General features: G+C 37.3%; 10 protein-coding genes. 3 read left to right on the top strand and 7 right to left on the bottom strand.

Annotation, left to right across the window (positions count from 1 at the left end; genetic code table 11):
• Positions 1-154: 154 nt before the first annotated feature.
• On the top strand, positions 155-1,162 hold the full coding sequence (locus LG402_RS11270; RefSeq protein WP_109407651.1) for an NAD-dependent epimerase: 1,008 nt from the start codon (positions 155-157) through the stop codon (positions 1,160-1,162).
• A gap of 230 nt (positions 1,163-1,392) precedes the next feature.
• Here LG402_RS11270 and hns read toward each other — a convergent pair whose 3' ends face one another.
• Positions 1,393-1,797: a histone-like nucleoid-structuring protein H-NS gene (hns, locus tag LG402_RS11265; protein ID WP_072068302.1), complete on the bottom strand. Its 405-nt coding sequence runs from the start codon at positions 1,795-1,797 to the stop codon at positions 1,393-1,395.
• A gap of 509 nt (positions 1,798-2,306) precedes the next feature.
• On the opposite strand from hns, the gene LG402_RS11260 reads away from it, so the two are divergent.
• A complete protein-coding gene (locus LG402_RS11260; protein ID WP_072068301.1) occupies positions 2,307-2,903 on the top strand; it encodes a thymidine kinase in 597 nt (198 codons plus the stop codon).
• Positions 2,904-4,162: 1,259 nt separating this feature from the next.
• Here the strand turns inward: LG402_RS11260 and adhE are convergent.
• Positions 4,163-6,829 (bottom strand): bifunctional acetaldehyde-CoA/alcohol dehydrogenase, encoded by a 2,667-nt coding sequence (gene adhE / locus LG402_RS11255; protein WP_109407650.1) that lies wholly within the window; start codon positions 6,827-6,829, stop codon positions 4,163-4,165.
• Between the two features lie 514 nt (positions 6,830-7,343).
• Here adhE and LG402_RS11250 point away from each other — a divergent pair.
• Positions 7,344-7,988 carry a YchE family NAAT transporter gene (locus LG402_RS11250; RefSeq protein ID WP_109407649.1) on the top strand — a complete coding sequence of 215 codons (645 nt, stop codon included), beginning with the start codon at positions 7,344-7,346 and terminating at the stop codon, positions 7,986-7,988.
• Between the two features lie 81 nt (positions 7,989-8,069).
• Here the strand turns inward: LG402_RS11250 and LG402_RS11245 are convergent, their stop codons facing one another.
• The 5 genes from LG402_RS11245 to LG402_RS11225 form a co-directional block, all read right to left on the bottom strand.
• Complete coding sequence (locus tag LG402_RS11245) at positions 8,070-8,783, bottom strand: ABC transporter ATP-binding protein (protein WP_227335404.1); 714 nt, start codon at positions 8,781-8,783, stop codon at positions 8,070-8,072.
• Complete coding sequence (locus tag LG402_RS11240) at positions 8,773-9,609, bottom strand: ABC transporter ATP-binding protein (RefSeq protein WP_227335402.1); 837 nt, start codon at positions 9,607-9,609, stop codon at positions 8,773-8,775. The genes LG402_RS11245 and LG402_RS11240 overlap by 11 nt, the downstream gene beginning before the upstream one ends.
• On the bottom strand, positions 9,602-10,432 hold the full coding sequence (locus LG402_RS11235; RefSeq protein WP_109407646.1) for an ABC transporter permease: 831 nt from the start codon (positions 10,430-10,432) through the stop codon (positions 9,602-9,604). The genes LG402_RS11240 and LG402_RS11235 overlap by 8 nt, the downstream gene beginning before the upstream one ends.
• Positions 10,432-11,475, bottom strand: a complete 1,044-nt coding sequence (locus tag LG402_RS11230) for an ABC transporter permease (RefSeq protein WP_109407645.1) — start codon at positions 11,473-11,475, stop codon at positions 10,432-10,434. The genes LG402_RS11235 and LG402_RS11230 overlap by 1 nt, the downstream gene beginning before the upstream one ends.
• A gap of 76 nt (positions 11,476-11,551) precedes the next feature.
• Positions 11,552-13,117 carry an ABC transporter substrate-binding protein gene (locus LG402_RS11225; RefSeq protein WP_227335401.1) on the bottom strand — a complete coding sequence of 522 codons (1,566 nt, stop codon included), beginning with the start codon at positions 13,115-13,117 and terminating at the stop codon, positions 11,552-11,554.
• Positions 13,118-13,280: the final 163 nt, after the last annotated feature.

Genomic DNA, 13,280 nt, shown 5'->3' with positions numbered 1-13,280 from the left:
GAGATTAAGGTATGGCTCAATGCAATCATGTATTGAGCCATACTGATTTTTGTAAAGTATGATAATGTTAAGCGTTATGATGTTTAATCAAGGTGATATTAAGCATGATAACGTTGACGTGAATAATAATTAATTGGGTTATTTGAGTGATAATATGAAAATATTAGTAACAGGTGCTGCGGGGTTTATTGGCTCTCATTTAAGTCAGCGTTTAATTGAAATGGGCTATCATGTTGTTGGAATAGATAATCTTAATGATTATTATGATGTACGCTTAAAAGAAGCTCGATTAGCTAAATTACAACAGTTAGAAAAGTTTCAATTTGAGAAAGTTGATATCGTTGATTCAGCAAAAGTGGCTCAATTATTTGTAACTCATCAGTTTGATCGTGTTATTCATCTAGCGGCTCAGCCTGGAGTACGCTATTCAATTGAAAATCCAATGGCCTATATTGATGCAAATATTGTCGGTCATATTAATATATTAGAAGGATGTCGTCACAATAAAGTAGGGCATCTTATCTATTCCTCTTCAAGCTCTGTATATGGTTTAAATCAAAAGCAACCGTTCTCAACGGAAGATAGTGTTGATCATCCTGTTTCATTATATGCAGCAACTAAAAAAGCCAATGAGCTAATGTCTCATAGTTATTCGCATTTATATCAATTACCCACAACTGGATTACGATTCTTTACCGTATATGGTCCTTGGGGTCGCCCAGATATGGCATTATTTAAATTCACAAAAGCAATGCTTGCTGGTGAACCTATTGATGTTTATAACGGCGGAAATATGACACGCGATTTCACTTATGTCGCTGATATCGTAGAGTCAGTTGTTCGTTTAATTGATATTGTTCCTAAAGCGGATGAAAGCTGGACAGTAGAAAAGGGCGAGACATCGTCTAGTTCTGCACCTTATAAAATCTATAATGTAGGTAATGGGCAACCAACAAAACTAATGGATTTTATTAAGGCAATTGAAAAATCATTAAATATTAAAGCAAAACTAAATTTAATGCCGATGCAAGATGGTGATGTCCTTTCTACCTGCGCCGATTGCCAAGATTTATCTCAGACTACCGGCTTCTCACCAAATACAAATGTAGAATACGGTGTAAAACAGTTTGTTGATTGGTATTTAAGTTATTATAAAAACTAAAGTTGTTGACTTAATAGAAACGAATAAAAAAGGAGCTATAAAAGCTCCTTTTCTATTATAAATAAAAGTCAATAATGTGATTTTCACATTCTCTATTTTTGTTTCCCAACCTTATATACAAACAACATCAGCACATATTAAAATTAAACGCTTGTTTAATATCAGGGGCAAACAAGAAAATACCCTTTTAAATAATTAAAAGGGTATTTCAAATAGAATATTGACTTAAATTAGATAAGGAAATCTTCTAATGATTTGCCTTCTTCGTCAATTGCACGTTTGATTACAGCTGGTGTACGACCTTGGCCTGTCCAAGTTTTAGTTTCACCATTTTCATCAACGTAAGAATATTTAGCTGGACGAGCTGCACGTTTAGCACGGCCAGTTTTATTAACGGCACTTGCTTCAAGTAAGTCTGTTGGGTCAATACCGGCTTCTTCTAACATTTCACGGTATTTTTGTAATTTCTGAACACGCTCTTCTTCAGCTGCTTTTTCTAATGAGAATTCTTCACGACGCTCATTAACGACAACTTCGAGCTTTTCCAGCATTTCTTCTAAAGTTTCTAAAGAAGTTTCTCTTGCTTGTGCGCGGAGAGTACGGATGTTATTTAATATTTTTAAAGATTCGCTCATTTTCCTGGTCTCAAATAAATGTTGTTGGCTGATGTAATACTAATAATAGATTGCTATTTAAATTTCTGCAATACCTAAATACAAACCTTACGTAAAATTTCTTTTTTTTAAACTATTATCTCAACGAAAAAAATAATAAATGTTGAGGTATCTTTAGTCAATAAAGGAAATATGAGTAAGGAAATGCATCTTTTAACGGATGATAGCGCTAATGTAAAAGAATAGAAAGCTTTGTTCATTTTTTTATAATAACGGACTTTTTTATAAAAATGAGTTGGGGTTAACTTTCATACTTTAATAAACGTATATCAAGGCGTGTTTTAATATGTTAAGTACTTATTAAAGCTATTTATTTTTTAGGCAAAAATTAGCATTAACAATGAGTCTCATCTTTGAATGGTATATCTAGAATAGAAATAAAGGTAATAAATACTTGTTATTGATAACTTGCAGACTGTTTATGTTAGACTGTCGCCCGTGAAAATAAACACTATTTAAGGAGAGAGCTGATGGCTCAGCTTTACTTTTATTATTCAGCTATGAATGCTGGAAAATCAACATCTTTATTGCAATCCTCTTATAACTATAATGAGCGAGGAATGCGTACATTGATTTTTACAGCGGCTATTGATACACGCTTTGCAAAGGGAAAAATTAGTTCAAGAATTGGCTTAAGTGCTGATGCATTGCTCTTCAGTGATGATATGAATATTCGTGATGTTATTGTTGCTGAGCATAACAAACAACCTATTCATTGTGTATTAATTGATGAATGCCAATTTTTAAGTAAGGCTCATGTAGAACAACTTTGCGAAATAACGGACACCTATGATATTCCAGTTCTTACTTATGGTTTAAGAACAGATTTTAGAGGTGAGTTATTTACAGGTAGTGCTTATTTATTAGCGTGGGCAGATAAGTTAGTAGAGCTTAAAACAGTGTGTTACTGCGGTAGAAAAGCAAATAAAGTATTACGCTTAGATGATAAAGGAAATGTGCTGAGCGATGGTGCTCAAGTTGAAATTGGCGGAAATGAAAAATATGTTTCAGTTTGCCGTAAGCATTATACTCAGGCAACGCTAAAAGGGAGTATTGAACAAGAGTAACCTTTTTCATTTCCCTCTTTTGCGTATTTATAATGATGAAAGAGGGATTAAAATTAGTATCCAAATAAAAGCTTATATTACTTAATACTAAAAAATGTTTATCTATTTTTTAAATTTAGCCAATTTATTGGCTTTTTTTATATCAAAAATTGGCCATTCTGGTGTCCTTATGTAAAGAAATATTCTTTTTTTAAGAGAAAATTTATTCATTTCATAGATTTCATTATCATTAATCAAAAAAAACATAATCAAATATACGTAGGGTGTCTATTTTGTGATGCTGACATTGTTTTTTACAAATGATAAGACGTAAAAACATTTGATATACTAATATTATTCATAGTTTAATAAAATTGAATAAAGATAGTCATAATGGGCTATAAATCTATTTCTATTATCTATGCTTAACATAATGAAACATTTATATCGAGTCTCATTGGTGGCGCTTATTGGTTCATCTGAATCATTATCTAATAAATAAAAGATCTCACTCTATGAATTTTAATACAAGAAAGGAATTGCGCTTTTTATACTCCTAAAGGAGTAAGTCAAACCGTTAAGTGTACGAATAGCGACCTTTTGTCAGGTTATTACTTTATCAATACGCATACAGTATTTTGATAATATTTTATTGAAACTATGTGCTTTATAAAGTGAATGTTATTAATAACGTTGATGTGGGAATATTTTATATCAATATATTTTGATCGTTATTTAAAAGCTAAATGGATCGAAATGTTCATCTTTCTTCTTTTGTCTAATGAGAATAAAACTCACAGTGGACGAAAAACGGTGGTCTTAGTTTTAAAATATCTTTTTAGATCCATCCGATAAAGATAATTAGTTTAAAATAAAATTATTATGCTAACTAATGAAGAAGGTGAGGAGTTAGACGAGCGCTGTAACCTACACAGGCGGCTTTTTTTTGGATGGCTAATGCAAAGGGGTGGATGAAAAAGAAAATGGCTTAGCACTTCATTTAAAGCCATATAGGCTTAAACATCCAAAACCTTATTTTTAATAAAAAAATAATAGATGTTGGTTAAGGATAACTACTTATATTTTGTGGTTAAAAAATCGCTAAGCCACGATCAGTGGTAAAACAAAATTAAAAGGCCTGATCCCGATTGAATATCGAAATCAGGCCTTACAAGCCGTTTTATTAAAAGTGCCCAAATTTATAAGGGCACTTCATTAGCAGATTTTTATTAACAATAAATAATCGAATTTGAGGATCTGACTAACACAGAGTGTCTCGATTATTTTTTACTGCTTTTTTTAGCTGGTTTTGATTCTTCCTTTACTTCCACAACAGGATGTTCATTAAATTCACGACCGTAGTAAGAATCTAATAATAGTTGTTTCAGTTCAGAGATCAGTGGGTAACGTGGGTTAGCACCAGTACACTGATCATCAAATGCATCTTCAGATAACTTATCAATTCTTGCTAAGAAATCACTTTCTTGGACGCCTGCTTCACGAATAGAAGATGGAATACCTAATGAAGATTTCATTTCTTCTAACCATGCTAATAATTTTTCAATCTTAGCCGCAGTACGATCACCCGGTGCAGAAAGCTCTAAGTGGTCAGCAATTTCTGCATAGCGACGACGAGCTTGAGGGCGGTCGTATTGGCTAAATGCAGTCTGTTTTGTTGGGTTGTCATTTGCGTTATAACGAATAACGTTTGAAATTAATAACGCATTAGCTAAACCATGAGGAATATGGAATTCAGAGCCTAATTTATGCGCCATTGAGTGACAAACACCCAAGAATGCGTTTGCAAAAGCAATACCAGCAATAGTTGCCGCATTATGAACACGTTCACGAGCAACTGGGTTTTTAGCACCTTCATGATAACTTGCTGGCAGATATTCTTTCAGTAGTTTCAATGCTTGCAGTGCTTGTCCATCAGAATATTCGTTCGCTAATACAGAAACATAAGCTTCTAATGCGTGAGTCACTGCGTCTAAACCACCAAATGCACACAGTGATTTAGGCATATTCATAACAAGGTTTGCATCAACAATAGCCATATCAGGTGTTAATGCATAGTCTGCTAATGGGTATTTTTGACCAGTTTCGTCATCAGTTACTACCGCAAAAGGTGTTACTTCAGAGCCAGTACCCGATGTTGTGGTGATAGCAACCATTTGTGCTTTCACACCCATTTTTGGGAATTTGTAAATACGCTTACGGATATCCATAAAGCGTAGTGCTAATTCTTCGAAATGAGTTTCTGGGTGCTCATACATAACCCACATGATTTTTGCAGCATCCATTGGTGAACCACCACCTAATGCGATGATCACGTCAGGTTTAAAGCTGTTCATTTGTTCTGCGCCTTTACGCACAACACTCAATGTTGGATCGGCTTCAACTTCAAAGAAGACTTCTGTTTCAACACCAAATTTTTTCAGTACACGAGTTACTTCATCGACATAACCGTTATTGAATAAGAAACCGTCGGTTACGATAAAGGCGCGTTTTTTACCGTCACTCGCAATTTCTTCCAGTGCGATAGGTAAACAGCCACGGCGGAAGTAAATAGATTTAGGAAGTTTATGCCACAACATATTTTCTGCTCTTTTCGCCACGGTTTTAGTGTTGATAAGGTGTTTTGGCCCTACGTTTTCTGAAATGGAGTTACCACCCCATGAACCACAACCTAAGGTTAGAGAAGGAGCAAGTTTAAAGTTGTATAAGTCACCAATACCACCTTGAGATGCTGGAGTATTGATTAAGATACGAGATGTTTTCATTTTATCGCCAAAATAGGCAACATGTTCAGGGCAATTATCTTGGTCTGTATATAAGCAAGATGTATGACCGATACCACCCATTTCAACTAATTTTTCTGCTTTATGTACCGCATCTTCAAAAGTTTGAGCGTGGTACATTGCTAATAGTGGAGATAATTTCTCGTGAGCAAATGGTTCTGCTTCGGTTGTTTCTTTTACTTCACCAATTAAAATTTTGGTGTTTACAGGCACTTCAATGCCAGCCATTTCAGCAATTTTTGTTGCTGGCTGACCTACGATAGCCGCATTTAAGTTACCGTCTTTTAAGATGATATCTTGAACAGCTTTTAATTCTTTGCCTGTTAGCATATAACCGCCGTGAGTTGAGAAACGCTCACGAACTTGTTTATAGATGCTATCAACAACGATAACAGATTGTTCTGACGCACAAATTACGCCGTTATCGAAGGTTTTAGACATTAAGATTGATGCTACAGCACGTTTGATATCTGCTGAGTCATCAATAACAACTGGTGTATTACCCGCACCGACACCGATAGCAGGTTTACCTGAACTATATGCTGCTTTAACCATGCCTGGACCACCTGTTGCTAAGATCAGGTTGATATCTTCATGGTGCATTAATGCGTTAGAGAGGGCGACTGATGGCTCATCAATCCAACCAATAATGTCTTTTGGCGCACCCGCAGCGATAGCTGCATTTAAAACGATTTCTGCAGCGCGATTTGTTGCTTCTTTAGCGCGTGGGTGTGGCGAGAAAATAATACCGTTACGTGTTTTTAAGCTAATTAATGCTTTAAAAATCGCAGTAGAAGTTGGGTTAGTGGTCGGTACAATACCGCAAATGATACCAATAGGTTCAGCGATAGTCATTGTGCCGTAAGTCAGATCTTCAGATAAGATCCCACAGGTTTTTTCATCTTTATATGCATTGTAGATATATTCGGAAGCAAAGTGGTTTTTAATTACTTTATCTTCAACGATACCCATGCCAGATTCTTTCACAGCCAATTTTGCCAGAGGAATACGGGCGTCAGCGGCAGCTAATGCAGCAGCGCGGAAAATTGCATCAACTTGTTCTTGAGAGAAGTTAGCAAATTCACGTTGAGCTTTTTTTACACGAGCAACCAAATCATTGAGTTCAGTAACGTTAGTTACAGACATAAAGAGACTCCTGATAAAATGTTAAATTTTTTAAGCAAATTAGCCGTTTTGATCATCATTAATAAGAATAGTCTAGATAGATGACATCGTACTTATTTCAGTAATAATAATTAGAGGCCCTAATTTGCTTAAAAAACTTAAAAAAAACAACAATAAACATAAATATATTTTTAAAGTTACTCTCTTTTTTCGAATGATAACAGCTTACCATCTTTCTAATTAATTAACGTGATATATATCACAAAATTGATAAGCTGACACCTTTCAGCAAGGTGTTAAATGAGAATGAGAAGCATATGTAAAAAATCATCAACGATTTTTTTGTCGTACCCAATATTTCGATATAAAATTAAACCACTAGGTTTTTATCAGATTGCAAGAGAATATTTTAGGTAAAAACTTGTTAACTAATAGAATTAACTGGTTTATTGATTTAAAGTAACGCGGATTTTTTAGAGTTACTCTATCTTTTATAGAATAATTCGCATGTTTATTAGCCAAGAAGGGGCTTTTCATGGGGTCACTGCTGGATTTATCCGGTTATATTAAGTTTTTTGTGGGTCTTTTTGCGATTGTAAACCCAATTGGTATTTTGCCTGTTTTTATTAGTATGACGAGTTATCAAACGGATGCGGGGCGAAACAGAACAAACTTAATTGCAAATGGCTCCGTTGCAATTATTTTGGTTTCATCTCTGTTAATTGGTGATTCTATACTGAGTATTTTCGGTATTTCTATCGACTCGTTTCGTATAGCAGGAGGGATGCTGATTGTTACAATTGCCATGACCATGATAAATGGGCGTTTAGGGGAAGATAAACAAAACAATCAAGAACGAAACGAATCCGCCGTACGTAATAGTGTTGCTGTTGTGCCTCTAGCGTTACCATTAATGGCAGGGCCTGGGGCAATTAGTTCTTGTATTGTGTGGAGTTCTCGCTGGGAAGGCTTTACTAACTTTTTAGGATTAGCTGCAACCAGTATCTTTTTTGCATTTTGCTGTTGGTTGCTTTTTCGTAGTGCAACACTGTTAGTGAAATACTTGGGACAAACGGGAATTAATGTGGTAACCCGTATAATGGGATTATTATTAATGTCTTTAGGTATTGAGTTTATTGTGACCGGTTTGCGTTCTATTTTTCCGGGCTTATTAGTTTAAATATCGTCAACACAGTCGCATTTTTAAAAATCGCAGTATTTTTTGAATACTGCGATTTTTTATTGCATCACTTCTTCTATGTTAATCAAGACGATGAATTCCTTTTGATAACGCATCTCTATCATAGTGTTGAGTCAATTCGCCATTTTCCATTAATGCGGCTCTATCAGACATATGAGCAATCACATCGGCATCATGACTCACTAATAAATAAGTCATATTATGCTGTTTTTTTAGAGTATTAAGCAGATTTAAGATCTCGGCTTGTACTGACATATCCAATGCTGAAGTTGGTTCATCTAATAATAACAATTGAGGTTGTAGCAAAAGGGCTCTTGCAATGGCAACTCGTTGGCGTTGCCCACCAGAGAGTTGATGAGGATAACGACTTGCCACATCCGCAGATAAGCCGACTTGAGCTAATGCCTGTTCAATTGTGCTGTTATCAAAAGAAATTTGATGAATTTTCAAAGGCTCAGAAAAAGCACGCTCAATACGGTGTTGGGGATGTAAAGAGGCATAGGGATCTTGAAATACCATCTGCACATTACGGCGCAATGCGCCTTGAAAACGTTGTTGTGGTTTAATGGTTTGCCCTAAAAGTGACATGTCACCTTGCCAATGGGGCAATAATCCAGCAATGACACGTAAAACAGTCGATTTTCCACAACCAGAACGACCTATCAAGCTAAAGGTTTCACCTTGTTGGACATGTAAGTTGATCCCTTTTACAACATGCTTTGCTTGTTTGCCTTTCTCAAATTGAACATGTAAATCATGAATATCAATTAGCATGATGCTGCCCCTTGAAATTAAGCGTCCTATCTAATACTGGCAATTGCGTGCCATAAGTGCTTGCATTAGGTCTACATGTCCAAAGTGTACGCGTATAAGGATGTGTGGCTGTCGGTAATGCTTTCGCATTGAGTTCATCCACTTGTTCGCCTTGGTACATCACCATGACACGTTCACAGTATTCAGCAACGAGAGGCAAATCATGGCTAATGAGTAGTAGACCCATCTTACGCAGCTCACATTGAGTGGTAATCAGTTCAAGAATTTGATGGCGTAATTGGACATCAAGGGCTGATGTTGGTTCATCGGCAATTAAAATTGTTGGGTTATTAATTAGTGCAATAGCAATCATTGCCCGTTGTCCCATTCCTCCTGACAATTCACCGGGATAGCGGTAAATACTCTGCTCAGGAAAGCCAACAGACAACAGCATTTCGATAATCAATTGACGCCTATCTTGGCGTGAAAGTGTTTGATGGCGTTTTACCGTCTCTTCCACTTGCTGATAAATGGTTTTTACTGGATTTAATGCGTAACGGGGATCTTGCAATACCATCGAAATAGTATTACCTCGAGTGTTATTCCATTGGCGCGATGAAAAATTCAATAGATTATTTCCCATTAAATTGAGTTGCTCTGCGCTAACTTTTCCTGGTTGACGTACAAGTCCCATTAATGCGCGGGCTGTCATTGATTTTCCAGAGCCTGATTCACCCACCACGGCTAAACGCTCTTGGCCTAAAGTGAAAGAGACGTTATTAACCACTCTTGCCGTTGGATAATCTATGCAGAGTTTTTTCACTTCAATTAAAGGTGTTTTATTCATGGGTATCTCCCAATATATCCCGAAGCCCATCACCTAATAAATTAAAGGCGAGACTACTGATCAAAATTGCTGTACCCGGAATAGCGGCTACCCACCATTGGTCAAAAATAACGGGCATACCTTCTGCTATCATTGCTCCCCATTCAGCCATAGGAGGGCGAGCACCTAATCCAAGAAAACCCAGACCTGCGGCAGCAAGAATAATCACCGCCAAATTAAGGGCTAAACGCACAATGGCTGATGGTAAGCATAGAGGTAAAATATGTCCCCATAAAAGTCGAACACCTTTTATACCCATCATTTCAGCCGCTGCAAGGTAATCACTATTGCGCAAATGTTGAATTTCACTGCGAGATTGTCGTGCATAAGCAGGCCATGCTGTTAAAGCCAGTGCTAATGCTCCATTAAGAAGGCCAGGGCCTAACATTGCTACAAAGGCAAAAGCTAGGATCAATGAAGGCATTGACATCACAACGTCAGTGAATCGCATTAAAATACGTTCAGTCCATCCACCGTAATAACCCGATAAAATCCCGATCAACAACCCCAATGGTAAGGTGATGATAGCCACCAATCCCACCAAACCTAGCATTGGGCGTGTGCCATAAATAATACGGGAAAGGATATCTCGCCCATAATTATCTGTACCTAACCAGTGTTCAGCGTTGGGTGCTAATAAGCGTTGGGCTGCATGTTGCCAATTTGGATCGTAAGGGGCTAACCAAGGTGCAAAAATAGCAATAATCAACAGTAAAATAAGCAACGATAAACCGATAAATGCGGAAGGCGAACGCGCTATTTTTCTTAAAAATGAAGGTGACATTAGCGGAGCCTCGGATCAGTCAAACGAATAACGATATCGGTCATATTATTAATAAAGACAAAGCATAAACCGATAATTAAAGTACCGCCCATAATGGCTGTGGTATCACCCGCAAAAAGTGCAGTTGTAAGATATCGACCAATTCCCGGCCAAGAAAAGACCGTTTCTGTTAATACCGCACCTTCTAACATACCAGTATAAGACAGGGCGATTATGGTCAGTAATACACCACGAATATTGGGTAATACGTGATAAAAAAGAATACGTAACTCACCAATACCTTTTGCTCTTGCTAAGGTGACATACTCTTTATTCATTTCGTTTAAACAGGCAGAACGAGTTAAACGAGTAATAGAGGCAAGGGCAAAATAAGCTAACAGAGAAACGGGCAAAATAAGATGTGATAACGCGTTAAAAAAGGCATCTTTATCACCCGCTAATAAGGTATCGATTAACGCAAAGCCTGTTACAGGTTCAATCGTAAATTGATAAATATCGTCTAATCGTCCAGGGCCTGCTGTCCATTGCAGTGTGGCATAGAAAATTAATAACAAAATTAAACCTAGCCAGAAAATAGGAACAGAGCTACCTAATAGCGTCAAAATGCGTAAAACAAAATCGAGAGGTGTACCGACAAAACGAGCACATAATACACCAAATAAAATGCCTAAACTGGTACCAATAATCAATGCAACTGTTGCTAACTCTAAAGTGGCGGGGAAAGTCGACAATAAATCATCAAGAACGGGTTGACCCGTTGATGTCGCTGTTCCCAAATGCCCTTGTAATAACGCTTCTACATAGTGAAAAAACTGCATATAGAGAGGTAAATCCAGCCCCAATTCATGTTTGACTTGGTTATAGGTTTCGAGGCTCGCATGATCACCAACAATTTGCAGAACAGGATCAACAGGGGAAAGAGCAGAAAGCGTGAAAGTAATTACAAGAAGTCCAAAAATCGTGAGTACTAATGTCAATATTCCTTGAGCAAAAGTAATTAACTGACCTTTTAGACGAATAGGTAACGTCATAGCAGTATTCATACAGCAATAGCCTAGTAAAATGGCAAAAAATAGACCATCCACAATAGCATGACTGTGGATGGTTTCAGGAAAAATATTACTTAGTTACTTTGTCATAATAAACCATATCTGCATTTAGGCCTTGGGCATAACCTTTAACATTATCGCGCATAACGATTTGGTTTTTACCTTGGTCGATAAACACATAAGGTGAACTACGTTGTAACTCTTTTTGCATTTCAGTATAGAGTGATTGACGTTTTGTTTTGTCTGCTTCATTTAGTGCAGTCAATGTTTGTTGGCTTAGTTCAGGGATTTTCCAACCATTTAACCAAGCAACAGTATTGGATTGTCCATCGTTATAAGCAAAGGCACTCGCATTTGAATGCGCATCAAAATAGTCTGGGATCCAAAAACGGATCGCAGCTTGGTGTTGTTTAGCGCGTACGCGGCTATACACCTGGCTACCTGCCGCTGGTAATAAATCAACTTGTACACCTGCTTGAGCAAAGCTTGCCTGAATGGATTGCGCCACCGTAATGTAAGGAACTTTGTTCTCAACATCCAATGTAAAGCGAGCATTGGTAATGCCTGCTTTGGCTAAAATTGCCTTCGCTTTTTCGGGATCAAAGGTGAATGGATTATTTTTTAATGCACCCGGTAAACCTACTGGCAAAAAGCTTTGGTGAATAAAATACTGACCACGCATTAGATCTTCAGTAATGCCTTTGTAGTCAACTAAATAACGAGACGCTTCCCAAAATGCGGGGTTACTAAGTGCAGGGTTTCCGCTGGCGGTATTAAAAGCCATATAAACTTGTTCTGCGGAAGGAATATTTAAGATTTGAATACCGGCTTTGCCAGCCAGTGCCGCGGTTTGGTCAGTACCCAGTTCGCGTGCGATATCTGCATCACCTTTCTCAATCAGTAAACGACGTGATGCTGGATCAGGTACGTTTTTAATAATGATATTCGCCATTTTAGGCGCGCCAGTTGGTGAGAGAGGGTTAGCTTCTAACACAATCGCTTGACGAGGTTGATAAGCACGCATTTTGTATGCGCCACTTCCTGCTGAGTTCATTTTCAGCCAGCTATTTCCAAAGTCATTATTTTTAATATGAGCAGAAACCAGCTTTTCATCAACGATAGAAGCAATCGGGGTTGAGAGGATATTTAGCACAACATCAGGGCTAACATCGGCGGTCCAACGCACTTCTAATTCATTATCACTGACTTTTTTCAGCAGTGAATTAATGTTATCTGTTTTCCAACCTAAGACATTTAAAATAAAGGCAGGTGATTTATTCATGGTGATCGCACGCTGATAAGAGAAGATAATATCTTCAGGGCGAACGGTGTTACCAGATGCAAATTTTGCATCAGGTTTAATTTTAAATACGATAGATTTTTGTTCAGGATTGGCTTGCCAGCTTTCAACTAAAATCGGTTCATTAATCTCAGGATTATCACGATTAGGTTGAACAATACGCTGATATAAGCTAGGTACAGTTTGAATACTAGACAGTTCATTACTTTCGGCGGGATCAAGGCTGACAATATCATCAAGCCCTTGTACCACAATTAATGTATTCGCGGGTGTTGCTGCAAATGCTGGTACGGAAAGGGCACCCACAACGAATAATGATAATAATTTTGCTTTCATGAGACGCTCCCTGAAACGGTGTAGCTAAAGTCGTTATGTCAATAACTTATTAGAGCGTGTTAGCCTTTTATGGTCAATTTTTATTCGAATTAAAAGCATTTTAGGCAAGGCGATAAACACTAGCCTAGTGAACTAAGCTAGTGTTTATCAACGCAGAATAAAA

Origin of the sequence: Proteus sp. NMG38-2 (assembly GCF_020640995.1) — a bacterium.
In the GTDB taxonomy this organism is placed as follows: domain Bacteria; phylum Pseudomonadota; class Gammaproteobacteria; order Enterobacterales; family Enterobacteriaceae; genus Proteus.
The sequence above is the reverse complement of the archived record's forward strand: the minus strand, read 5'-3'. Positions and strand labels throughout refer to the sequence as shown.